Genomic DNA, 24,505 nt, shown 5'->3' with positions numbered 1-24,505 from the left:
GCCGCTTTCTTTTTAAGACGTCGTGGGGTAGGATAGCGGTGTTTTGCTGTTGTAGGTGCGTATTTGCAATAACCTATAAAATAAAAAACAGGTTCCATCGTGACTTTTGTCGAAATGGAACCTGTTTTTTCATGTCTCATATAAGAGACCCTTATTAATGTCAGCGTGTCTTTACCGGTATAAATGGCTGTTCTTTTGTCTTGTCGAGAGGTGCGTCGAAGTATTTGCACTTGGTGAAGTCGATTTTGTTAAGGTCGATGCTCCTTATGGAGCTGTCATACATCGTGCGGTAATATATCACCTTGTTGGTCATGTCGGTCGCCGTTGTCCACTGTGTGGCACTCGGTATGTCGGCATGTACTTCTCCCGCCGGGAACTCAATACCTACTGGTATGTCGAAGTTATTGAGTATCTGGAAAGCCTGTCTTACTGTACCGGCTGCTGTGGCCTGTTTGGGAGCTGTGGTCTGGAAGAAGGCAGCGCGTACAAACCGCGAAGGTGGTGTGACGTCGCCGGGGATGCCAAGAAGACCGCTGCCGGCGCCGAACGAAGCCAGTTGCACGTCGCCGAACTTGTGAGCCTCTGCCGTTCCGGAATACAGATTTACGTAATTGTTGAGATTTGTCATCTGCCATTCGAAGCCGGGAGAGTTGGTCAGTACGCCCAACTTGTTGTCGTAGAACCGAGCCTCACCGTTCACTATCTCGAGCACAATCTGTCTGCCCGATGCGTCTGCGAAGCGCCAGTGTACGGTTGAGGAGCGTGGGTCTATGGCTATGACGTGCACTTTCTTCACAGCTTCCTTCACTTCGTCGGTGGTGCTGCAGCTTCCGAGCAGGTACGAAACGAGCTGAAAGTCCGTTATGCTACAGTCTTTTAGACTGGCGTCATATTCCTCATACTGGCCGTATCCAGGGAAATAGAAGAGGCCGGCCGACAGTCCTGCTTCATTCAGTCCTTCGACAACGAATTCCTTCTGTTCCACAGAAAGTCCCACGTATCCGTATTTTGCGGTGAATGACATACCGTCGAGCGTATATCCTGGAATATATGAGCGCTGCGTGTATCCGCGTGGCACAATGACATATCTGCTGTTAAGTTCGCTGCCTCCCCATTCTATTGTGCGGGCCACAATGCGTGCGTTGTCTCCGGCGTTCAGGGTTATGCCGGTGCATGCTGTTGTCTGCTGATGCCCTGAAATAATCATGCCGATGGTCATGATTACTGTTAAGATTCTCTTTTTCATTGCTTCTGATGTATATAGTTCATACTTTCGCAAATATACGATAATAATCGATTGGTTATAATATTTATACAGAAAAGATGATGTATGTCAACGTAAAGTTTGTTAAAAGACAAAGTATGTCACGCGGGGATATCATATATGCATGTTTAAATGTGTCAGCCGACTGTTTTTATGGGATGCGGATGCAGGATTGTATGATTCGTATATAGACGGTATACAGTCTGTTGGTGGGGGGCTTACCGGTGTTTGCGACATAAAAAATGACGTTCAACGTTTGTGAGTAAAATGAAAAAGTGTTATCTTTGTTTCGTTCGGTATTTATCAGTCAGACCATGAACTGCATATCATATATATATTATAAATGTAGGATCAGCCTTTTGTTGCTAATGCTGGTGTTTGCTCCGGTTCTTACGGCTGGTGCACAGGATATCGGTGCTTTGCTTGATACGCTCGATGTGGCACTGGCAGAGGCCGGCAAGTATGCAGATGTGCGGAAGAATGAGATTGCAGGTCTGAAAAAAGAACTGGAGCATGCCGCCACAGATGAGGAACGTTACAGGCTGACCGGACGACTGCGTGAGGCGTACAATTCCTACGACATCGACTCGGCGCTTTATTTTGCCAATGAAAAGATGAAGGTTGCACAACGCATCGGCAATCATTCATATATAAGGGATGCCCGTATGAATCTGGCCGAGATGAGCGGCATACAGGGAATGTATAAGGAAGCGCTCGAATATATAGGCAGTGTGGACAAGGCCGGACTGGATGTTTACCAGATGGAGTATTACTATCATGTGTACAGGGTGGTGTATGGTTTTATGGCCGACAACTGCAGTAATCCGTCTGAAAAAAGACTTTATGAGGAACTCACCGACAGTTATCGTGACTCTATATTGATGGTCAATCCTCCTGAGACTTTCAATCATATCATAGTCCTGGCAGACAAAAACAACGTAAGACGGGATTACGATGCGGTGATAAATGCATTGAAAGCGGCTCGTCAAAAATTCACCGATGTGCATCAGCGGGCTCTTATTGACTGTACGCTGGCCGTGGCTTATGCCGGAAAAGGTGACCGTGAGAACGACGCTATCTGATACTTTCGGCAATAGGCGACCTCAAGTCCGGCATACGCGAATATACGTCGCTGCGGAAACTTGCTGTAATGCTGTATGATGACGGTGACATCGATCGTGCATACACTTACATGACACGCTGTATGGACGATGCTGCGGCGTGCAATTCGTTGTGGCGCATATATGAGGTACAGAAGACGTTTCCTATAATCAACAAGGCCTATCACCATAAACTTGATCGTCAGCAGCGTATCATTGTCTGTTCGCTCGTCTTTATCATTGTACTTTCGCTTTTCCTTGTAGTTGCGATTTGTGTCATAAGGAAACAGATGAGAAAGGCACAGGAAGCCCGCCGACTGGCTCAGGAGGCTAATGTGCGGCTGAAAGAGCTCAACCGTGAACTAAGTGAAAGTTCGCGTATAAAGGAAGAATATATCGCACACTACATTGACCAGTGCTCGCTCTATATCGAGAAGATGGACAAGTATCGCAAGCACTTGCAGAAGGTGGCGGCGAAAGGCGGTGCCAAGGAACTTATGGGAGAGATACGCACATCTTCGTTGATAGATGCCGAGTTAAAGGAATTCTATGCTCATTTCGACGAATCGTTCCTGAAACTGTTTCCTGATTTTGTCGAAGACTTTAACAGGCTGCTTTCTTCGGAGTGTCGTGTACATCTGAAGCCGGGTGAGAAACTCAATACCGAACTTCGTATTTTTGCCCTTATGAGACTTGGAATAAGCAGCAGTACAAAGATTGCAGGTTTCCTGCGTTATTCCGTTACGACAATTTATAATTACAGGGTGAAGTTCCGCAACGGTGCAGTGGGTGACCGTGACAGTTTCGACCGCGAAGTGATGAGGATAGGACGTAAGGAGGAAAACGCATAGCATGCGTTTTCCTGCAGTGGTGTTTTTCCTGCGGAAAATACGTTTCAATAAGCTTTTATATAAGGATAAGATTGTTCAGATACTCTACTTTTTTGTATCTGACTCTTTTTTATAATCTATTGATTAATAGTACTTTATAAAAAGTATAATCTCCTTTTTATCTACTTTCTGCCTGAAATCAGTGTACAAGGCAGACAATTATTATTTAATTTTGCAGCGTTACGGAAACAATCATACAATGGCTTTATTCTTTTGGCTTTTATGACAGTTGTAAATTATAACTAACAATAAAATATATCATAAAATGAGAACAGACTACCTTAAACAAGTAAAGACCATCGCAGCATGTCTTTTATTGGCTTCGGCGACGGCAAATGCAGACAATGTAAAATCTCCGGGTGGGAATATCAGCGTTGAGTTCAGAGTGGATAATGGTGTTCCTGTTTATAATGTAAGCTACAAAGGACGTCCTGTTGTGAAAGACAGCAGACTTGGTATGGAGCTGGTGTATGGTGAAAGCCTTATGAATGGTTTTGAAGTTGTGAATACCGAAACCGCTACTTTCGATGAGACTTGGAAACCGGTATGGGGAGAGGTGAGCCAGATAAGAAACCATTATAATGAATATGTGGCACATCTTAAGCAGCCCAAAACAGACAGATACATGGACATTAGGTTCAGAGTTTATGATGATGGTGTGGGCTTCCGTTACGAGTTTCCGCAGCAGAACAACCTTAGTTATTTCACCATAAAAGAGGAACATACCCAGTTTGCAATGACCGGTGACCATACGGCATGGTGGATTCCAGGTGACTATGATACGCAGGAGTATGACTATACAGAATCAAAACTCTCAGAGATACGTTCGCTCCATGACGGCGCAGTGACACCAAATTCGTCGCAGACACCGTTCTCAAAGACCGGAGTTCAGACTTCGTTGCAGCTGAAGACAGCTGACGGCCTATATATAAATCTTCACGAGGCTGCGCTGGTTGACTATTCGTGTATGAGTCTTAACCTTGATGACAAGAATATGATATTTGAGTCCTGGCTGACACCTGATGCCACAGGCATCGGAAAAGGTGACATGCAGACTCCCTGTAAATCGCCCTGGCGAACAATTGAAGTTTCGGATGATGCGCGTGAAATTCTCGCTTCAAAGCTGACTCTTAATCTTAATGAACCATGTAAACTGGAAGACACGTCGTGGATACATCCTGTTAAATACATGGGTGTATGGTGGGAGATGATAACCGGAAAGGGTTCATGGTCTTACACCAACGACCTGCCTTCCATTCATCTTGATGATGTTGATTACACCCAGTTGAAACCGAACGGAACACATTCTGCCAACAACGAGAATGTGAAGAAGTACATTGATTTTGCATCAAAGCATGGTTTCTCACAGCTGCTTATCGAAGGCTGGAACGTAGGTTGGGAAGACTGGTTTGGTCATCAGAAGGATTATGTATTTGATTTCGTTACTCCTTATCCTGATTTCGACATCAAGATGCTTAATGATTATGCTCATTCAAAAGGCATGAAACTGATGATGCATCATGAGACTTCATCTTCATCACGCAATTATGAACGCCACATGGAGGCTGCGTACAGTCTTATGAACAAGTACGGATATGATGCGGTGAAGAGTGGATACGTTGGAAATATCCTGCCGAAAGGCGAGCATCATTATGGACAGTGGATGAACAATCATTATCTCTATGCTATCAAGGAAGCCGCAAAACATCATATCATGGTGAATGCCCACGAGGCGGTGCGTCCTACAGGCCTCTGTCGTACATATCCTAACCTTATCGGCAATGAGTCGGCGCGCGGAACAGAGTATCAGGCTTTCGGTGGAAGCAAGACAATGCATGTGGCAGTATTGCCGTTCACACGTCTGAAAGGCGGACCTATGGATTATACCCCGGGTATATTTGAGATGGATGTAGAGAAGATCAATCCGAACAATCATTCTCATGTCAATTCCACAATAGCCAACCAGCTTGCACTTTACTGCACGATGTACAGTCCGCTGCAGATGGCAGCCGACCTACCTGAGAACTATGAGAAGCACATGGATGCATTCCAGTTCATAAAAGACGTAGCCGTTGATTGGGACGACTCACGCTATCTTGAGGCTGAACCGGGCAGCTATGTCACTGTGGCACGCAAGGCCAAAGGTACAGGAAACTGGTTTGTTGGCTCTGTTGCCGGACAGCGTGAACATGTTTCTAAGATAACGCTTGATTTTCTTGACAAAGGCAAGAAATACATTGCTACGATATATGCCGATGGCAAGGATGCCAATTATAAGACTAATCCGGCGTCATATACCATAACAAAAGGTGTTGTGACGTCAAAGACAAAGCTTACACTGCGCGCTGTTGAGGGCGGAGGATATGCTATCAGTATATTTGAAGTGAAAGATAATTCGGAGGTTAAGGGATTGAAGAAACTCTGATATTTTCAGAGTATGAAGACATGCCATGGCAGTTTATCTGTCATGGCATATTGTTTTTTATACCATATGTTGATACTTGTTTTTTATGAAATCCATCGGCATTGTGTTGTTTGTTTTGCTTTTTTGCCGTTTCATAATAATTGAAACATCTGATACTAATATTGTTTGTATAATGTTGTTTTGGTCCGGTAATAACTTGGTAGGGGATAGGTTTCAAAAAAACTGTTGCTTCAGAGTCTCAAATCGGCGTTGTCTTTTCTGTCTGAATGAAAATAATATTAGGCACTTACAGATTTTCAGTATCCGGTGGTTTTTTCGTCTGAGTTTTCTGTTCTACCCCAAAAATAAGCGAGTATTTGCATGCGGACCTTCCTTCGGACACAAATATGCGAGATATGACGGACTTGCACAAAGCATTGAACATCAGTGGCTTACATTCGGGGACTATTTCTCCGCCTTACAATATGCACCATTCCGGCATGTGATACAGCCCGTTTCAGGGTCTGAAACGCACAATATCACACCCTGAAACAGGCGTGAACAGAGGCCAAAACGGGCATTATTGGAATGCCAAACGCATCATCCGGCATTCCATTACGGTATATCCGACAATTCCGTATGGTCGGAACGGGCTTTTCCAATGTCGGATTTACATTTCCTTAATTCTCTTTTGAGATTTTATTTTGTCAAAATAAAGTCAAGAAAAATTGTAAGTCCGCCGTCCGAGTTTTCTTTAAAAGTGTCGATATAAGACGTGGAAGAAAACATAGAAAGCACACGTTTGTCCTGAGTGATGATTTATCGGTTGTGGCAAAGTGAATTTATTATTACATGCTGAAAAGTATGTCACAGTTTACACTATTCTTCATTGACCGGATGTTTTTCGGCATGTCGTGTATTTCTTGAATAGAAAACTGAAGTATACTGAATTTCTACAGAGTTGTTGTTTGTTGTGGTTAAGCGGGGTTTTAGGTAATAATAAACAAAAAGAGAGCTACTATAAAGTAACTCTCTTTTTGTTTGTGGTGCCAACGGGAATCGAACCAGTGACACAAGGATTTTCAGTCCTTTGCTCTACCAACTGAGCTATGGCACCATCGTTAGTGCTTATTTGCGGGTGCAAAGGTAAGAAAAATTATTTGTAATACAAAATTTTTTTGCTGTTTTTTAGTAAAAAACTCATATTCTACTGATTGAGTCATGATTTTGTATTACAACAGTGCTATGCACAGGGAGGATTATCTCAGTGGATTCCATCCCTGTGCTTTAAGCTCAAATTCATTATTGTCGTATGTGACAAGCATCTGTCCGAGTTCCGGCTTTGTAATATGGCCGATAAGCTTCACCCCTTCCATAGCTTCGATTTTTTCGTGATCGCCTATAGGGACAGTGAACAGCAGTTCATAGTCTTCGCCTCCGTTCAGTGCGCAGGTTGTGACATTCATGTTCAGTTCCTCCGCCATTACGGCAGTCTGATAGTCAATCGGGATGTTCTTCTCGTATATTCTGCATCCGCAGTTGCTTTGTTTGCAGATGTGCATCAATTCACTGCTGAGTCCGTCGCTTATGTCCATCATGGCCGTAGGATGAATGTTGTTTTCGCGCAGTCGGGCAAGAATATCACCACGTGCCTCCGGTTGCAGTTGACGTTGCAGCAGATATTCCTTTCCTGCGAAATCAGGTTGGAAGTGTGCCAGTTCTTCAAGCGCGCGTTTGTCACCCTTTTTCTTGGCTTCATTCACCTGCTGGTAATATACGGACTTTTCACGTTCCAGAAGCTGAAGTCCCATGTATGCTGCGCCAAGATCTCCGCTGACGCATATCAGATCGGTCTCTTTTGCACCGTTGCGGTATACGATGTCGTTCTTGTCACATTCGCCTATGCACGTTATGCTTATAGCCAATCCTGTGTAAGAGGATGTGGTGTCACCGCCAACAACGTCAACACCCCATTTGTCGCAGGCCATGCGCAGACCACTGTAGAACTGTTCCACGTCTTCAATGGAGAAGCGTTTGCTCAGTGCAAGACTTACAACCATCTGGCGTGGTGTGCCGTTCATTGCGAATATATCGCTGATGTTGACCATTGCCGATTTGTATCCCAGATGCTGCATGTCGATGTATGTAAGGTCGAAATGCACACCTTCCATCAGCATGTCTGTTGTTACGAGAACTTCGGTCTGGGGATAATGTAGTACGGCGCAGTCGTCTCCCACGCCGTACTTTGTAGATTCATTCTTGAGTTTAATGTCTTTGGTGAGATGGTCGATAAGGCCGAACTCGCCCAATTTTGAAATTTCAGTCATGTCTGTTATGCCCTGTTAATCATCTCTCTCATTATTTCAGTCATCAGAGGCTGTGCCTTGTTTGCTGCCACCTGTACTTCCTCATGGCTTACCTCCACCGGTGTGTCCTCAAGTCCAAGGTCTGTTATAATGCTGATACCGAATGTTCTGATGCCACAATGATGTGCCACGATAACCTCTGGAACTGTACTCATGCCCACGGCATCTGCTCCCATGCGGTGGTACATCTTGTATTCGGCAGGAGTTTCGAATGTCGGTCCCTGTACGCCCATGTAAACACCGTGAACCACACGTATGCCTTTTTCTTCGGCAATGGCGTCAGCCTTGGCTATGAGTTCATGGTCGTATGTCTCATGCATGTCGGGGAAACGTGGACCGGTAGGGAAGTTCTTTCCGCGCAGAGGATGTTCCGGGAAGAAATTTATATGGTCGGTGATGATCATCAGATCGCCAATTTTGAACTCCGGATTCATACCTCCGGACGCGTTTGATACGAAAAGAGTCTTTATTCCGAGTTCATACATCACTCTTATAGGGAATGTTACTTCCTTCATAGAATAGCCTTCATAGTAATGGAAGCGTCCTTCCATAGCCATGATGTCCTTGTTGCCCAGTTTTCCGAATATCAGTTTTCCGGCATGTCCTTCGACTGTTGAGACCGGAAAGTTTGGTATTTCTTGATATGGAAACTCGTAACTGTCAGTTATTTCTGAAGCTAATTGTCCCAGGCCTGTGCCCAGAATTATGGCTGTCTGCGGCGCTGTTGTCATTCGCTCTTTTAGCCATTGTGCTGTTTCTTGAATTTTTTCGTACATAGCTTATGATTTTATTGTTGAACGCCTTTTCTCCGTCCGACATGAATTTGATTCTTATCGGCAGGACGAAAATATTGTTTTTTGCTTCTTTGTCCAGTCCGTCCGCACCTTCAAGTCTTGCTCCATCCTTTTCGGTTGTAATTATTATGCGCGGGTGGGGAAGACTTTTGAATTTACTGTTTATTTCCTCTATATCCTTCGATGTGAACTGATGATGATCGGCAAACGTCAGCGGATGGATTTTCTTAGAATAAGGTTCAAGATCCATCACTATCTGTTGCGGTGAGGCTATGCCTGTGAGCAACAATATGCTGGTGTCTTTTCCTATTTCCGACAGAGCTGTCTCCTTGTTGCCGAAGAGTGTCTTCAGGTTGCAGTATTCTATTGATGTGAAGAACAGTTTCTGGTATGGATAAAGCCCCATGGCTCTTGTAAGCACACGGTATTCCATAGGTTTGAGATCCTTTGGACATTTTGTTACAATTACAATGTCGGCTCTCGACTTTCCTTCCTGTGGTTCTCTCAAACGTCCGGCTGGCAGAAGTTTGTCATATATAATCAGACGGTGGTAGTCCACAAGCAGAATGTTTAAGCCGGCTTTCACGTATCTGTGTTGGTAGGCATCGTCAAGAAGAATCACGTCTGTGTCTTTTGTCTCTGAGTCTGACATGATTCTCTCGATGCCGTGACGCCTGTCCTTGTCGACGGCAATGTGGATATTGCCGAACTTTTTCTTCATCTGATACGGCTCGTCCCCGATATCGCGCATGGTCGTGCCGGCTTTTGCGAGCACATAGCCGTGGCTCTTTCTTTTATATCCGCGGCTCAGCACTGTCACTTTCGCTCTGTTGCTAAGAAGCGATATGAGATATTCCACATGAGGAGTCTTGCCGGAACCACCTACTGTTATGTTGCCTACGGATATGACGGGGATGTCATACGAGCGGCTTTTCAGAACTCCGATGTCGAACATCAGATTTCTGAATCTCACCCCGAGACCATACAGCCAGCTAAGTGGCAGCAACCATTCGTTTATCTTTATGAAATCCCCTTCTGTTCTCATTTTATGTTAAGTACAAACGGAATACGTGCCTGCAGAACTTCTCTTTCGTTCATGTTTCTGAGCATGATGAAAGGCTCGTAGAGGTCGCCCAGTGTGAGTCGGAGTTGTTCGTCAAGATAACTCTTGCGTCCTACTGATGCCATGAACTGTTCTGTCCAGCTTGGTACGGCAGGATAGTTCTTTGTATGATATTCCTTAAGCTTTGCGAGTGATGCGGCTTTCTCAATAGCCTGGTTGAGGCCTCCTAACTGGTCAACGAGTTTTATCTTCAGAGCGTCGCTGCCGAGCCACACTCTTCCTTGTGCGATTTTCTCGATGTCTTCAGTCTTCTGGTGTCTGCCATCGGCCACACGCTGGCGGAACAACTGATAGCCGCGGTTTACGTAACCTTGCAGATATCCAAGCTCTTCATCATTGAACGGACGCGCCATGACGTTACCGAACGTACTGTTGCGGTTGGTCTTCACCTCGTCAAATTTCACTCCGAGTTTCTGTGTTATGAGTCCGCTCATGTCAGGAATGGCGGCAAAGATGCCGATGCTGCCGGTCAGAGTGTTGGGCTGTGCCACTATCCAGTTGGCCGGACAGCTCATATAGTAAGCGCCTGATGCGGCATAATCACCCATCGACACAACCACCGGTTTCTTTTTCTTCAGTTCCACCATCTGATGCCATAGCTGTTCTGATGCATAGGCGTCGCCTCCGCCGGAATTTATACGGATGACAACGGCTTTCACGTTGTCATCGTTCATAAGGTCTTCAAGGTCCTTGCATACGTCCGGTCCTACGATGCTGTGGCCCTGTGAGAACAGTGATGCACCGGCTGACTGTACTATGCTTCCGTATGCGTAGTATACGGCAATTTCTTCGCCTGTTGATTTAGTGCCCTTGACGTTGGCTATTTCGGAAAGTCCCAGCTGGTTTATTTTCTTGTCCTTTCCTATTTTGAGTATTTTCTTTATCTCGTCCTTCACTTGGTCGGCGTATATCAGTCCGTCCACCATCTTGTATTTCAGAATGTTCTCAGCAGGTTCGAATGTTATCATTCTGTCGGCGTATGCATTGAGCGAGTCTGTACTAATATTTCTGCTTTCAGACACGGCCTTGCATATGTTGTTCCATGTGCCGTTGATGTATGCCGATACCTGTGTACGGTTGGCGTCACTCATTCTGTCTTCGGTGTAGGTTTCTGTGAAGCTCTTGTAGGTTCCCACTTTCACGACCTGATACCTCACGCCGAACTTCGCCATCAGATCTTTGTAGAACTGTGGTTGTGCGCCAAGTCCGTGCCAGTCTATCATACCTTTCGGATTGAGGTATATCTTGTCAGCGACAGTCGCAATGTAATATGTTCCCTGTGAGTAAGTGTCCGCGTAGGTCACAATCCATTTTCCTTTTTTCTTGAAATCGAGCAGGGCGTTGCGTATTTCCTGCATTGTGGCATATCCTGCCTGCAGTACTCCGGCCTCTATGTATATGCCTTTTATATTGTCGTTGTCCTTTGCTTTCTTAATGGCAGACAGCAGATTGTCGAGTCCGAGATTGTTCACGGTATTTCCTGTGAGCTGGCCCAGGATGTTCTCCTGTCCCTGTTCCTCTATGACGCCCGAAAGATTGAGCACCAGCACAGAGTTGTCATTCACTTTCTGGGTGGCTTGTCCAGAGGCAATCATGCCCACGACACTCATTATTCCCATGATGCTTACGATAGCTCCGAAGGCTATCAGTCCGACGATGGTCGCAAGAACTTGTTTGAAGAAACCTTTCATATAAATTTAGGATTATTGCGTATATAAAATAATGTTTATGCAAAGATAGTGTATTTTGATTAAAATAGTGTTCGTTTGATGTCCTATTTTTCGTGTATTTGTTTTTTATTATTAATGTAATATGTTGTCATAGCGCATTTTATCGAGTCTTAATGTGCTTGTGGCATGCTGTGCCTTGTAATGAAAAAATGGAGGTTATGCCATTTTTGTATTGACATAATTGCCACTCTTTGAAACAATCAGAGTATCTTTGCGGTATAATTTTCAATTTTTATCTTAAATATGGAACAGCCCAAATTCATAATCACCGACAAGGGATATTTCCGTTTCGGAATGGTGAATCTGCACAAACATCTGTTGCAGCCAGGTGAGGTGTGTCTGGGAGGCGGTTATTACGAGTTCGATTTTGTGTCTTTGAGAATTGTTCTTACAGGTCGGTCTTATGATTTCGGACCGCCTTGTTGGAAAGCTCTCGACACGCTCAAGATTCCGGCCGCTTATCGTGGCATGCGTATTGTATACGTTTCGGAGAATCCTGCTGATGATGATTTTGTGGTGACTGATGAACTGAAAACCGAATACGTATGAACAAAAAAGAAGCATACAGATTACAGAACGAGAGTTTCATTGCAAGGATGGCAGAACAGGAAGGTGTACATGAACTTGAGGGTGGGGTGCTCTACAAGATTATTAATGCTGGCTCGGGTGCTGTCATGGCAGGTCCACGCAGTATTGTGACTGTGCATTATACTGGAACACTAATATCCGGAAAAGTGTTTGATGACTCGCGTATGCGTCAATGTCCAGAGGCTTTCCGGGTGAACGAGCTGATAGAGGGGTTTCAGACAGTGCTCTGTCATATGCGTGTCGGCGACCGTTGGCAGGTGTTCATTCCTTGGCAGAAAGGTTACGGACGCAAGGCTGCCGGAGATATATCAGGCTGTTCGGTACTCATTTTCGACATTGAACTGATTGGGATTGCGTGAGAAATGACATTTTGCGTAACGCGAAGAGAAAAAATATGAAATGATGGATGTAGAGTTTGCGTATATTGTCATGGCATATATTGTGTTAGTTAATCTGGTGGCATTTGTCGTTTTCGGTATCGACAAATGGAAGGCCGGACACAGGTGTTGGCGCATTTCTGAAGCCACACTGCTTATGTCCGCTGTCGTCGGAGGAAGTCTCGGTGCATGGCTTGGTATGAAGGTGTGGCGTCATAAGACACTTCACCGCAAGTTCAGATATGGTGTTCCTTTCATACTTGTTCTTCAGGTTGCGATTGTCTTATATCTGTTCGGTGATAATCTTATGCAAATTTTGTTTTGAGGCATGGCGTTTTTTGTTATGACAGTCAGTGTGAGTACGGCTATATAAATGATTGTCGTAAATGTATAAAGATTCATTTTTGACAGTAAAAAATTGTACAATTGTATTTCTCCAGATGAAATTATGTAATGGCAGAAAATGCATCTGAAAATTCGTTTTTGTCAGTTTTATGCCATATTTCTGGTTTATGCAGCCTACGAAATAGTGCTTATCGCATGACAGAAAACAGTGTTTGGTACAGTAGTAAAGCCTGTTTTACACTGTAATATGGGCTTTGTTGCATGTTGGAAAAGGCTTTTTCGTATTATCGTTTTGCAATCGATTTGTATATCTTTATGTAAATTGTTGATATATAGTATGTTGTGTGTAATACGTAAAAAACCTTGTTCTTTAGTCATAAATGTGTTTTTCTTGTAAATAATTTCGCTATGGGGCGATATGGTGGTGGTTGCCTTGGCAGAAATGTATTAATATACGGCAATTCTGAGTATATCACACATATTGTGACATATGTATGTTTCTGTCATTCCAAAGTAAATGTTTTGTATGGAGACAGAATATGACAGATTTGTCAGTCGACAGATGACAAATTTGTCAGTCGGTCTTTTTTGGCATGGTTTTGGCTGTTAGTGGGGTGGATGCGTCTGACAATGGCACGTCCGAAACATAAATTCAGATTAAACTTTAAACAAATAACCATTATGAACATTAAACCATTAGCAGACAGAGTGCTGGTACTTCCGGCACAAGCTGAAGAAAAAGTCGGAGGAATAATCATTCCTGATACAGCCAAAGAAAAACCGCAGCATGGCAAGGTTGTTGCTGCCGGTCAGGGTACAAAGGACGAGCCTATGATCCTGAAAGAGGGCGACGAAGTGCTTTATGGCAAATACGCTGGAACAGAACTCGAGTATGAAGGAGTGAAATATCTCATCATGCGCCAGAGTGATGTGCTCGCTGTTGTGGGCTGATAAACAACATACATTCATAAACAACAAACAATATAAAATTTCAGATAATTATGGCTAAGGAAATAAAATACAATATAGAATCACGCGATTTGCTCAAAAGAGGTGTTGACCAGTTGGCAAATGCTGTTAAGGTAACACTTGGTCCTAAAGGACGCAATGTGGTTATAGAGAAGAAGTTTGGTGCTCCGCAGATCACAAAGGACGGCGTAACAGTAGCAAAAGAGATTGAACTCGAAAATCGTTTTGAGAACACTGGTGCACAGCTTGTAAAGAGCGTTGCAAGCAAGACTGGCGACGATGCCGGTGACGGAACAACAACTGCTACAATTCTTACACAGGCTATCGTAACAGAGGGTTTGAAGAATGTTACAGCAGGAGCAAATCCTATGGACTTGAAACGTGGTATTGACAAAGCTGTCAACGCTGTTGTTGATTATATCAAGAATAACTCTGAGCAGGTTGGTGACAACTATGATAAGATTGAGCAGGTTGCTACTGTTTCTGCAAATAACGATCCTGAGATCGGTAAGTTGCTTGCAGATGCAATGCGCAAGGTTTCAAAGGATGGTGTTATCACAATAGAGGAGAGCAAGAGCCGTGACACAAGCATTGGTGTTGTTGAAGGTATGCAGTTCGATCGTGGTTATCTGAGCGGATACTTTGTTACAGACGCTGATAAGATGGAGTGCGTTATGGACAATCCTTATATCCTTGTTTATGACAAGAAGATCAGCAATTTGAAGGATTTCCTGCCTATTCTTCAGCCTGCAGCAGAGAGCGGACGTCCGTTGCTCGTTATCGCAGAGGATGTTGACTCTGAGGCTCTCACAACATTGGTTGTAAACCGTCTGCGTGGTGGATTGAAGATCTGTGCTGTCAAGGCTCCTGGATTCGGCGACCGCCGCAAGGCTATGCTCGAGGATATCGCTGTTCTGACAGGTGGTGTTGTAGTGAGCGAGGAAAAGGGTCTGACACTGGACAAGGCAACTCTCGATATGTGCGGTACTTGCGACAAGGTTACTGTAAACAAGGATACAACCACTATTGTAAACGGTGCCGGTGACAAACAGCTCATCTCTGATCGTATTGCTCAGATCAAGAACGAAATAGCCAACACAACAAGTTCTTATGATAAAGAGAAACTGCAGGAGCGTCTGGCTAAGCTTTCAGGTGGTGTGGCTGTACTTTATGTAGGTGCTAACAGCGAGGTCGAGATGAAGGAGAAGAAGGATCGCGTTGACGATGCTCTCTGCGCAACACGTGCCGCAATAGAGGAAGGTGTTGTCGTAGGTGGTGGTACAACATACATCCGCGCTCAAGAAGCTCTCAAAGACCTTAAGGGTGACAATGCTGACGAGCAGACCGGTATCAATATCGTAGCACGTGCAATTGAAGAGCCATTGCGCCAGATTGTTACCAATGCCGGTGGCGAAGGTGCTGTTGTTGTTCAGAAAGTTCGTGAAGGCGAAGGTGACTTTGGTTACAATGCACGCACAGACTGCTATGAAGATCTCCGTCAGAAAGGTGTAATCGATCCTGCCAAGGTTGCACGTGTGGCTCTTGAGAACGCTGCTTCAATCGCTGGTATGTTCCTTACAACAGAATGTCTCATCGTAGACAAACCAGAGGAGAAACCTGCAATGCCAATGGCACAGCCAGGTATGGGTGGCATGATGTAATAGGAATGCATAAAATATAAATATTCGAAGGGGATGACTTTAAACAAAGTTATCCCCTTTTTATTGTTTTACACGTATCTGTTTTTTGATACAGTTCATTTGTTTTTTGATACTTCCTGCGTGTTCTTGGTTTGTTATGGCTGATGCTATTTTGGATTACATATATATTATTGTTACATTTGCATCAAACAGAACGTAGGGTGTCTGCATATGCCGTACGCATAACCGGCATGTTACGTATTTCTTAAACCTAACCAATTTTTATTATTATGATGAAAAGAAACTTATTGTTTGCGTCATTACTTCTGATGTGCGCCAATGTGGCGAGTGCGTTGGATGTAGTCGGATTACGTGTGATGACGCAGAAAAATCCACAGGGCATTGACGACAGCGAACCGTGTTTCAGCTGGAAACTGGAGTCTGACGAGCGTTCTGTGGTGCAGACTTCTTATCGGATTGTCGTTACGGACGGCGCTCCGGATGGAAGTGTTGTGTGGGATTCTGGAGTGATTGAATCGTCAGAATCGTCAAACGTACCAGCTGCAGGCATAAACTTGCAGCCGTCGACACGTTATTACTGGACTGTGACTGTTAAGGACAACAAGGGCAATGAGGCCCGTTCGTCCGAGCAGGCTTATTTTGACACCGGCCTGATGAATTCTGGATGGAGCGGTGCCAAATGGATCAAGGCCACGAATGCCGCGTATGGTACAGTTGTTGAAAACATCAAGAACTACACTGTAGAATTTGATTTTGAGATAGATCATACTGCTGCCGGTGTATGTTTTGGAAAGACTGGAGAGGGCAGCTTCTATATGTGGCAGTTCAGCACAAAGGATCCTAATAATCCTGTGTTCCGTCCGCATGTATGGAACAACGGTACTCCGGCATTGATAACGGAACTGCCTCTTAAGGAAAAAATCGATCTTAAGGAAGGTGAGACATACCATTTGCGCATAGATGTAACAAATGACGGACGTCATGTTACAACTTATCTCAATGATGTGATGGTTGACGAACGTGATGGCAACTTCCCATATGGGGATGTTGGTATACGTCAGGATTATGGTGATCATGACATGCAGCCGGAAATAGCTTATTTTGATAATGTTAAGGTTTCTTCGGCCTCAGATAATGTCCTGTTTTCCGAAGATTTTTCGCAGACAAACAATTTCACAGCAGGAGAGGTTGTAGATGGAAGACTGTATGTTGTCGGATCAACACAACAGAGTGTGTATGCATGGCAGATGAAGGTTGTTCAGAATCTAAGATATACGGTTGAAACAGATATGACCCTTGTAAGAGACAATGCGGCTATCGTATTCGGTGCCACTTCAAAGAATACTTATTACATGTGGCAGATAAACACATCTGATGGAGATAAGCCTCTTGTACGTCGCCATGTTTATAACAACAGTACCACACCGTGGCATGAAGATATTCCTATTGATGCTTTTTCAAAAGAAGATCTTGTTGGACACGAGCGTCATATAAAGATTGATGTTGAAGGCAATGTGATAAAGACTTATATTGATGAGGTACTTGTTGATACTTATGAGGATAATTTCGGAATTCTTGCAAAAGGTGATCTTGGTCTCAGAGTAGACAATACTTCTGCAAATGTGAAGGAAGAAGCTTATTTTGATAATCTGAAAATGACAGAATATAACGATAATGGCGAGCCTGTCGTTACATTCTTAGAGGATTTCGAAAGCGAAAATTCTGAATATTTCTATAATCCGGAGATTATTGTTGTTGATGGTAACCGCAAATGTCATATGCATGTCACCGGAGCTGAATATCGCATGATGCAGGATGCTACGTATGGTGCACCGATGTTCCGTAAGGATTTTGCTGTAGAGAAAAAGGTGAAGTCTGCCAAGCTCTATACCTCTGCTCTTGGAGTTTATGATGTATTTGTAAACGGTCACAGAGTGGGACATCTGCAGCCGGATGGAACAACTATATATGAAGAACTAAAACCGGGATGGACTGATTATCGTAAACGTGTGTTCTACCAGTCACACGATGTCACATCTTTGTTTGTTGAAGGAAAGAATACTTTGGGTGCTGTTGTCACATCTGGATGGTGGGCCGGCGCTATTGCCAAAGGTATATATGGAGCACCGGAAACCGGATTTATCGCAAAGCTTGTGATAACATACGATGACAACACAACTGATGTTATTGTTACAGACGAGACATGGGCCTCATCTAACAAAGGTGCTGTGAAGAGCGGTGATATTTATGACGGAGAAGTCTATGATGCACGTATCGTGACCGATTGGAACGGAAGTGATATAAATACATGGAATGCTGTGGCTGAAAATACAGGTTTCAATGGCGTAATAGAAGCTGAGAAGGGGCCGTTTGTAAAAGTGCTTGCAAACAATATACAGACAGTCAAGACTGCAACAATATATGAAGGAACTACAGGTGGCTCTGGTGATTACGGAATGATAAACGTAGTAAGCAAGGTTGATGGTGATGCTCCTGTACAGCTGAAGAAAGGCCAGTCTGTCATATTCGATTTTGGACAGAACTTTGCCGGATGGGTTGAATTCAAGGTGAACGGTAAACGTAACACACGCTTGCATTTGCGCTTTGCCGAAATGTTGAATGATACTGGTGAGAAGAGCAGAGCCAATGATGGACCTGGTGGAAGTCTGTATTTGGCTAATCTGCGCAGTGCTAAAGCTGAATTGTATTATACGATGTCTGGAGAAGAGAATGAAACTTACAGCCCGACTACTACATTCTATGGATTCCGTTATTGCGAACTTACTCCGACAGAAGATGTCGAGATTGTTTCCATAAAAGGCGTGCCAATAAGTTCTTCACATGATGATATCGGTTCTATTTCAACAGATAATGATATGGTGAACAGACTTATCAGCAATATTATATGGGGTCAGCGCAGCAATCTTATATCTGTTCCGACGGACTGTCCGCAGCGTGATGAGCGTCTGGGATGGACGGCAGACACACAAGTATTCTCAAATACAGCGATGTACAATTCTAATGTATCCGCATTTTACCAGAAATGGATGACAGATGTACGTGATGGACAGCGTGAAGACGGAGCATATTATGATATTGCTCCTGTAAGCTGGACAGAATTTGGAAACGGTGCTTGGGCTGATGCTGGTATAATTGTACCGTGGAATGTTTATGTTATGTCTGGAGACAAGACGATCATCGAAGACAATTATGAGTCTATGGAAAAATTCATGACATGGTTGTCAACACAGCAGGGCGATGGTTATCTGTATCAGGGAGGAGGCACAGCACATGGTGACTGGTTGTCTTTCGCAACAACAGATCCTCGTTATGTCAGTGTAGCATATTATGCTTATGACGCTCAGCTCATGGCAAAGATGTCACGTGTACTCAGTAAGTCTGAGAATGACGAATATGCTCAGAAGGCAGCCAAATATGAGACTTTGTTCAATAATATAAAGGAAGAGTTCCAGAGTCGTTTCTTCATTCCTTCAACGGGAGCGTTGCGACGTCCTACACAGACCGCTTGCCTGTTGGCTCTCAACTTCAATTTGTACAAAGACGAAAAACAGTATGAGTATCTTACAAAACGACTGGAGAATCTTATTGCATCAAATGGTGAAAAATTGAATACCGGATTTGTAGGTACAGCTGTGATTAATACCACACTGTCAGACAACGGTCTTACTGACAAGGCTTACAATCTGTTGCTGCAGAGAGAATGTCCTTCTTGGCTTTACAGTATAGATCAGGGAGCTACCACAATGTGGGAAAGATGGGATTCTTATACTAAAGAAAAAGGTTTCGGAGATGCAGCAATGAACTCGTTCAACCATTATGCTTATGGTGCAGTTGGTGAATGGATGTACCGCAATATGGCCGGTATTGCCGTAAGCGAGGAGAATCCTGGATTCAAGCATATTATTATTCGTCCGAATATCGACAGTCGTCAGTCAATACCAGATGGTCAGGAGAGAATAAACAAGGTGGATTGCAGCTATGATAGTAATTATGGAAAGATAGTTTCTTCATGGACAGCCGGTGATGGTGTGATGCTGGATTACAAAGTGGTTGTTCCTGCAAACACAACTGCAACACTTTATATTCCTGTTGTAAGCGAGAATACAACAGTTTATGAAAATGGTATTCCGGCTTCTGAGGCAGAAGGAATTGAGTTTGTGAAATATGAAAACGGTATGATGGTTTATAATATTGGATCAGGTTCATATCATTTTACTACAGATGGCACAAATGATATTTCAGAAGTTGAAAAGACCAACAAACTGTCTGTATATCCGAATCCTGTAAAAGACAGACTTTATCTGTCATGTGATGAGGAAATATCAAAAGTGAATCTTTGCTCAATGTCTGGTAATATCGTAAAGTCTATAGATGGTGACTGTTCAAGTATAGACATGTCTGACATGGCAGCCGGATTATATCTTCTCACTACATGGTGTGACGATAAGGTTTATACCACAAAAGTGATCAAGCAGTGATTTGACTGTCTGATTGATAGAAACCATAACCGCACTTGCAGCTTTTTATAGCAGCCAGTGCGGTTTTTTGATGTTTTTTTTTTAATTTCGCAGTGTGATAGAAACACAATAGGGATGGACTGACCGATAGTGTCTGTTGAATATTTCTGCAATGTAAAATTGAATGAAATTCTGTTATATACACCATGATAGTGACAGAATCGTTTAATTTATATTTTTATCTCAGATGTCACAACTGATCCGTTTTCTCTGTTTGTGTGAATAAAATGATTAATTATAATAAGAACGCTTTGGAAAAGTTGGTAAATCTGTACAGTAGATGGCGTGGTTATAACCCTGTACATATTGAGAAATTACAGATGGCGGGCAGTAACCGCGAGTATTACCGTATGGCAGATGCGGATGGTGCAACTGTTATAGGAGTGATAGGCACCAGTCGTGATGAAAACCATGCATTCATTTATCTGTCCGAACATTTTACAAGACGTCAGTTGCCGGTACCGCAGATTCTTGCAGCAAGTGAGGATGAACTATGTTATCTGCAGACGGACCTTGGCACAGTGTCGCTTTATGATGCAGTGGGAGGTGGCAGACAGGCCGGTGGACGTTATAATCAACATGAAAAAGCGTTGTTGACAGAAACTATCCGACAGTTGCCAAACATACAGATACGTGGTGCGCGTGGCTTGGAGTGGGAAAACTGTTATCCACAACCAGAGTTTGATGAGGCAAGCGTATTGTTCGATCTCAATTATTTTAAATACTGTTTTCTCAAACCTTCAGAACTTGATTTTCACGAGTTGAAGCTTGAGGCTAACTTCAGACTTTTTGCAAAAGATCTTACAGCTGAGAAGACAGACAGTTTCCTGTATCGTGATTTTCAGGCCCGCAATGTGATGCTTGACGCTGATGGACATCCGTATTTCATAGATTTTCAGGGTGGACGCAAAGGACCGTATTATTATGATCTTGCTTCTTTCCTTTGGCAGGCGTCGGCCAAATATCCTCATAAGTTGAGACGTGAACTTGTGGCCGAATATTATAATTCACTGAAAGACTACACAGAAGTCCCTTCTGTTCGTCATTTTGTGGAAAGATTGGGACTTTTCGTACTTTTCCGTACTTTACAGGTGTTGGGAGCATATGGATTCCGTGGCTATTTTGAACGTAAGAAACATTTTCTCGACTCCATCCCTCCTGCTATGGAGAATTTGCGCGAACTACTTGCCATGCAGCGTTCTTTTCCATATCCTTATATGATGGACATGCTGCGTAGACTTACAGAATTGCCGCAGTATGCAAGGATTGAACAACCTGCGCTCAACCGCTCTGATGGATATAAAACGACGGATGACAATGTATATGTGGCACACCCACAGGACGGACCGGCTACTTTTTCTAAGTATGACGGTAAAGGACCATTGGTGGTACGTGTTTTCAGCTTCTCTTACAGAAAAGGAATACCTGCCGATGAATCGGGAAACGGTGGAGGATATGTGTTTGATTGCAGGTCGACTCATAATCCGGGACGTTATGAGCCTTATAAGAAACTTACCGGATTAGATGAGCCTGTTATCCGATTTTTGGAAGATGACGGGGAGATTCTCACTTTTCTTGATAATGTATACGCACTTGCAGACAGACATGTGGAACGTTATATACAACGTGGATTTACGGATCTGATGTTTTCGTTTGGATGTACCGGTGGTCAGCATCGCAGCGTTTATTCAGCCCAACATCTGGCTGAGCATATTAACTCAAAGTACGGTGTTGAGGTGAGAATTGTACATCGTGAACAAAACATAGAACAAGTATTGGAGGCCGGACATTCAAACGCACGTTGAAACTCTTTGCCATTTAAAATAAAATAAGTAATTTTGCAAATATAAAAAATACTTTTTCCCGACAGATGATGCAGGCAATGATTTTTGCTGCCGGTCTCGGCACACGTTTGAAGCCTATCACCGACACTAAGCCGAAAGCTTTGGTTGAAGTCGGAGGCGAACCTCTGCTGCGCCGTGTAATAATGAATCTGAAAAATTCCGGAGCTTCCAAAATCGTCATCAATGTGCACCATTTCTCCGAACAAATCATAGACTATCTTCATGTAAACAACAATTTCGGCATGGATATAGCCGTGTCTGACGAGTCTGAAATGTTGCTTGATACAGGCGGTGGAATAAAAAAAGCCTCACATTTCTTTTCTTTGGATTTACCGATCCTTATTCATAATGTAGATATTCTGAGCAATGTAGATCTCAGAAAATTCTATGATGGTTGCAATAACGCAGATGCGATGCTTCTTGTCAGCAGCCGTAAAACAGCCCGTTATCTGCTTTTTGATAATGACATGCGTTTGGTTGGATGGACCAATGTGCAGACTGGGGAGGTGAAGTCGCCGTATAAAGACATTGATGTGCATGCATGTCGGATGCTTGCTTTTTCGGGTATACATGTTATATCTCCTTCAATGTTCAAGCTGATGGAGTCTTTTCCTGATAAGTTCGGAATCATGGATTTCTATTTGAGTGTATGTGCACGGGCTGACATACGTGGTTGGCAGAAGGACGATTTGCAGCTTATGGATGTAGGAAAACTTGAGACCTTGCATGATGCAGATGCATTTGTCGGTAATTTGAATAAAGACTGAACACACTTAAAATATAATATATAATGCAACAGAAGATAATAATACTCGATTTCGGTTCGCAGACCACGCAGCTCATTGGCCGCAGAGTGCGCGAACTTGATACCTTCTGTGAGATACTGCCTTACAACAAATTCCCGGAAGACGAAGAGGGAATAATCGGAGTGATACTGAGTGGTTCGCCGTATTCGGTGCACGATGAGCAGGCCTTTAAGGTAGATCTTTCCAGATTTGTGGGAAAATATCCGGTTTTGGGTATATGTTATGGAGCCCAGTTCATATCTTATGCCAATGGCGGAAAGGTGGAGCGTACCGGAACACGTGAGTACGGACGTGCACATCTTCAGTATATTGATACTGACAATGCCCTGTTCCGAGGATTCGATGAAAAATCACAGGTATGGATGAGTCACGGCGATACAATCACGGCCATTCCGTCAGACTGTCATGTGATTGCGTCTACTGAAGATGTAAAGTTTGCCGCTTATGCTTCTTCAGAAAAGCCGGTATGGGCTGTTCAGTTCCATCCGGAGGTGTTCCATACACTTCAGGGATCGCTTCTTTTGAAGAATTTCGTGGTGGACATTTGTGGTAGCCGTCAGGAGTGGAGTCCTGCCTCTTTCGTTGAAAGTACGGTAGCAGAACTTAAGGAACAGCTTGGTGACGACCGCGTGATTCTTGGACTTTCAGGAGGTGTTGATTCTTCTGTATGTGCTGTTTTGCTGCATAAGGCGATAGGTAGTAATCTTACTTGTATATTCGTAGATCATGGAATGTTGCGCAAGAACGAGTTTGCTCAGGTGATGAAAGACTATGAGGGGCTCGGGCTTAATGTAATAGGAGTGGATGCGAGTGACAAGTTCTTCAAGGATCTTGAAGGAATTGACGATCCTGAACAGAAGCGTAAGATTATCGGTCGCGATTTTGTCGAGGTGTTCAATGCTGAGGCAAAGAAAATCACTGATGCAAAATGGCTCGCTCAGGGTACGATATATCCGGACCGTATCGAGAGTCTCAATATTACAGGAAAAGTAATAAAGAGCCATCATAATGTCGGTGGACTGCCCGAGGAAATGCATCTGCAGCTTTGCGAACCGTTGAAATGGCTGTTCAAGGATGAAGTGCGCCGCATAGGTTATCAGCTTGATATGCCGGAGCGTCTCATAAAACGCCATCCGTTCCCAGGCCCAGGACTTGCAGTGAGAATTCTTGGTGACATTACGCGTGAGAAGGTGCGCATTCTTCAGGATGCCGATGACATTTATATCTCAAACATGCAGAGTTACATCTGTGAGGACGGGGAACGTCTGTATGATAAGGTATGGCAGGCCGGAACAGTGTTGCTGTCAACTGTCAGAAGTGTTGGAGTCATGGGCGATGAGCGTACTTACGAGCATCCTGTTGCTCTGCGTGCGGTTACTTCAACAGACGCAATGACTGCCGACTGGGCACATCTTCCATATGATTTCATGGCAAAAGTTTCCAATGAGATTATAAATAAGGTAAAAGGAGTAAATCGTGTTTGCTATGACATCTCCTCAAAACCACCTTCGACAATTGAATGGGAATGATTGCAAAATGATTTTTCGGTAAGTAGAAAATACAATATAACTATAATCGGGTAGGAGGAAAATGTCTGTTTTCCTCCTACTTTTGTTTTTCCTTTATTCTAACACGAAACATATTGTTGGTGTTGTGTTCTTTTATGTAATAGTGTTTTCGTGATATCTTATCTGTTGGTGGGTAAA

General features: G+C 43.7%; 17 protein-coding genes and 1 tRNA gene. 12 read left to right on the top strand and 6 right to left on the bottom strand.

Going from position 1 to position 24,505, the window contains the following annotated elements; genetic code table 11:
• Positions 1-160: 160 nt before the first annotated feature.
• On the bottom strand, positions 161-1,246 hold the full coding sequence (locus WKT13_RS07675; protein ID WP_445323591.1) for a linear amide C-N hydrolase: 1,086 nt from the start codon (positions 1,244-1,246) through the stop codon (positions 161-163).
• Positions 1,247-1,632: 386 nt separating this feature from the next.
• Here WKT13_RS07675 and WKT13_RS07670 point away from each other — a divergent pair, with 386 nt between their 5' ends.
• The 3 genes from WKT13_RS07670 (at position 1,633) to WKT13_RS07660 (ending at position 5,679) form a co-directional block, all read left to right on the top strand.
• On the top strand, positions 1,633-2,346 hold the full coding sequence (locus WKT13_RS07670) for a hypothetical protein (RefSeq protein WP_340323450.1): 714 nt from the start codon (positions 1,633-1,635) through the stop codon (positions 2,344-2,346).
• A 68-nt stretch (positions 2,347-2,414) separates the two neighbouring features.
• The gene (locus tag WKT13_RS07665; RefSeq protein ID WP_340323449.1) at positions 2,415-3,215 is read left to right on the top strand and encodes a DUF6377 domain-containing protein; all 801 of its coding nucleotides are present in this window, start codon (positions 2,415-2,417) and stop codon (positions 3,213-3,215) included.
• 304 nt (positions 3,216-3,519) lie between these two features.
• Positions 3,520-5,679 carry a glycoside hydrolase family 97 protein gene (locus WKT13_RS07660; protein WP_340323448.1) on the top strand — a complete coding sequence of 720 codons (2,160 nt, stop codon included), beginning with the start codon at positions 3,520-3,522 and terminating at the stop codon, positions 5,677-5,679.
• A 1,023-nt stretch (positions 5,680-6,702) separates the two neighbouring features.
• Here WKT13_RS07660 and WKT13_RS07655 read toward each other — a convergent pair.
• The 5 genes from WKT13_RS07655 to sppA form a co-directional block, all read right to left on the bottom strand.
• Positions 6,703-6,775, bottom strand: a tRNA-Phe gene (locus tag WKT13_RS07655).
• 142 nt (positions 6,776-6,917) lie between these two features.
• Positions 6,918-7,985, bottom strand: coding sequence for a thiamine-phosphate kinase (gene thiL, locus WKT13_RS07650; RefSeq protein ID WP_340323447.1), 1,068 nt, complete (start codon positions 7,983-7,985; stop codon positions 6,918-6,920).
• 5 nt (positions 7,986-7,990) lie between these two features.
• Positions 7,991-8,800 carry a purine-nucleoside phosphorylase gene (locus WKT13_RS07645; RefSeq protein ID WP_445323590.1) on the bottom strand — a complete coding sequence of 270 codons (810 nt, stop codon included), beginning with the start codon at positions 8,798-8,800 and terminating at the stop codon, positions 7,991-7,993.
• A complete protein-coding gene (gene lpxK, locus WKT13_RS07640; protein ID WP_340323446.1) occupies positions 8,685-9,863 on the bottom strand; it encodes a tetraacyldisaccharide 4'-kinase in 1,179 nt (392 codons plus the stop codon). Before lpxK ends, WKT13_RS07645 begins: the two co-directional genes overlap by 116 nt.
• Complete coding sequence (sppA, locus tag WKT13_RS07635; protein ID WP_340323445.1) at positions 9,860-11,632, bottom strand: signal peptide peptidase SppA; 1,773 nt, start codon at positions 11,630-11,632, stop codon at positions 9,860-9,862. Before sppA ends, lpxK begins: the two co-directional genes overlap by 4 nt.
• 282 nt (positions 11,633-11,914) lie before the next feature.
• Between sppA and WKT13_RS07630 the strand changes: the two genes are divergently transcribed.
• The 9 genes from WKT13_RS07630 (at position 11,915) to guaA (ending at position 24,328) form a co-directional block, all read left to right on the top strand.
• Entirely contained in the window at positions 11,915-12,220 is a 306-nt protein-coding gene (locus tag WKT13_RS07630; RefSeq protein WP_340323444.1) for a hypothetical protein, read from the top strand.
• On the top strand, positions 12,217-12,618 hold the full coding sequence (locus WKT13_RS07625) for an FKBP-type peptidyl-prolyl cis-trans isomerase (RefSeq protein ID WP_340323443.1): 402 nt from the start codon (positions 12,217-12,219) through the stop codon (positions 12,616-12,618). The genes WKT13_RS07630 and WKT13_RS07625 overlap by 4 nt, the downstream gene beginning before the upstream one ends.
• A gap of 43 nt (positions 12,619-12,661) precedes the next feature.
• On the top strand, positions 12,662-12,961 hold the full coding sequence (locus WKT13_RS07620) for a DUF1294 domain-containing protein (RefSeq protein ID WP_340323442.1): 300 nt from the start codon (positions 12,662-12,664) through the stop codon (positions 12,959-12,961).
• Between the two features lie 701 nt (positions 12,962-13,662).
• Positions 13,663-13,932: a co-chaperone GroES gene (locus WKT13_RS07615; protein WP_298618370.1), complete on the top strand. Its 270-nt coding sequence runs from the start codon at positions 13,663-13,665 to the stop codon at positions 13,930-13,932.
• A 50-nt stretch (positions 13,933-13,982) separates the two neighbouring features.
• Positions 13,983-15,611, top strand: a complete 1,629-nt coding sequence (gene groL / locus WKT13_RS07610) for a chaperonin GroEL (protein ID WP_298618371.1) — start codon at positions 13,983-13,985, stop codon at positions 15,609-15,611.
• A 269-nt stretch (positions 15,612-15,880) separates the two neighbouring features.
• Positions 15,881-20,110 (top strand): family 78 glycoside hydrolase catalytic domain, encoded by a 4,230-nt coding sequence (locus WKT13_RS07605; RefSeq protein ID WP_340323441.1) that lies wholly within the window; start codon positions 15,881-15,883, stop codon positions 20,108-20,110.
• A 290-nt stretch (positions 20,111-20,400) separates the two neighbouring features.
• Positions 20,401-21,954: a RapZ C-terminal domain-containing protein gene (locus tag WKT13_RS07600; RefSeq protein WP_340323440.1), complete on the top strand. Its 1,554-nt coding sequence runs from the start codon at positions 20,401-20,403 to the stop codon at positions 21,952-21,954.
• Between the two features lie 65 nt (positions 21,955-22,019).
• A complete protein-coding gene (locus tag WKT13_RS07595; protein ID WP_340323439.1) occupies positions 22,020-22,760 on the top strand; it encodes a sugar phosphate nucleotidyltransferase in 741 nt (246 codons plus the stop codon).
• Positions 22,761-22,783: 23 nt separating this feature from the next.
• On the top strand, positions 22,784-24,328 hold the full coding sequence (gene guaA, locus WKT13_RS07590; RefSeq protein ID WP_340323438.1) for a glutamine-hydrolyzing GMP synthase: 1,545 nt from the start codon (positions 22,784-22,786) through the stop codon (positions 24,326-24,328).
• Positions 24,329-24,505: the final 177 nt, after the last annotated feature.

Origin of the sequence: Prevotella sp. HCN-7019 (genome assembly GCF_037890215.1) — a bacterium.
Taxonomy (GTDB): Bacteria; Bacteroidota; Bacteroidia; order Bacteroidales; family Bacteroidaceae; genus Prevotella.
The sequence above is the reverse complement of the archived record's forward strand: the minus strand, read 5'-3'. Positions and strand labels throughout refer to the sequence as shown.

Excerpts from the sequence above, each read along its gene's own strand:
- WKT13_RS07675 (WP_445323591.1), bottom strand. The coding sequence starts at position 1,246 with ATGAAAAAGAGAATCTTAACAGTAATCATGACCATCGGCATGATTATT.
- WKT13_RS07670 (WP_340323450.1), top strand. The coding sequence starts at position 1,633 with ATGCTGGTGTTTGCTCCGGTTCTTACGGCTGGTGCACAGGATATCGGT.
- WKT13_RS07665 (WP_340323449.1), top strand. The coding sequence starts at position 2,415 with ATGCTGTATGATGACGGTGACATCGATCGTGCATACACTTACATGACA.
- WKT13_RS07660 (WP_340323448.1), top strand. The coding sequence starts at position 3,520 with ATGAGAACAGACTACCTTAAACAAGTAAAGACCATCGCAGCATGTCTT.
- thiL (WP_340323447.1), bottom strand. The coding sequence starts at position 7,985 with ATGACTGAAATTTCAAAATTGGGCGAGTTCGGCCTTATCGACCATCTC.
- WKT13_RS07645 (WP_445323590.1), bottom strand. The coding sequence starts at position 8,800 with ATGTACGAAAAAATTCAAGAAACAGCACAATGGCTAAAAGAGCGAATG.
- lpxK (WP_340323446.1), bottom strand. The coding sequence starts at position 9,863 with ATGAGAACAGAAGGGGATTTCATAAAGATAAACGAATGGTTGCTGCCA.
- sppA (WP_340323445.1), bottom strand. The coding sequence starts at position 11,632 with ATGAAAGGTTTCTTCAAACAAGTTCTTGCGACCATCGTCGGACTGATA.
- WKT13_RS07630 (WP_340323444.1), top strand. The coding sequence starts at position 11,915 with ATGGAACAGCCCAAATTCATAATCACCGACAAGGGATATTTCCGTTTC.
- WKT13_RS07625 (WP_340323443.1), top strand. The coding sequence starts at position 12,217 with ATGAACAAAAAAGAAGCATACAGATTACAGAACGAGAGTTTCATTGCA.
- WKT13_RS07620 (WP_340323442.1), top strand. The coding sequence starts at position 12,662 with ATGGATGTAGAGTTTGCGTATATTGTCATGGCATATATTGTGTTAGTT.
- WKT13_RS07615 (WP_298618370.1), top strand. The coding sequence starts at position 13,663 with ATGAACATTAAACCATTAGCAGACAGAGTGCTGGTACTTCCGGCACAA.
- groL (WP_298618371.1), top strand. The coding sequence starts at position 13,983 with ATGGCTAAGGAAATAAAATACAATATAGAATCACGCGATTTGCTCAAA.
- WKT13_RS07605 (WP_340323441.1), top strand. The coding sequence starts at position 15,881 with ATGATGAAAAGAAACTTATTGTTTGCGTCATTACTTCTGATGTGCGCC.
- WKT13_RS07595 (WP_340323439.1), top strand. The coding sequence starts at position 22,020 with ATGATGCAGGCAATGATTTTTGCTGCCGGTCTCGGCACACGTTTGAAG.
- guaA (WP_340323438.1), top strand. The coding sequence starts at position 22,784 with ATGCAACAGAAGATAATAATACTCGATTTCGGTTCGCAGACCACGCAG.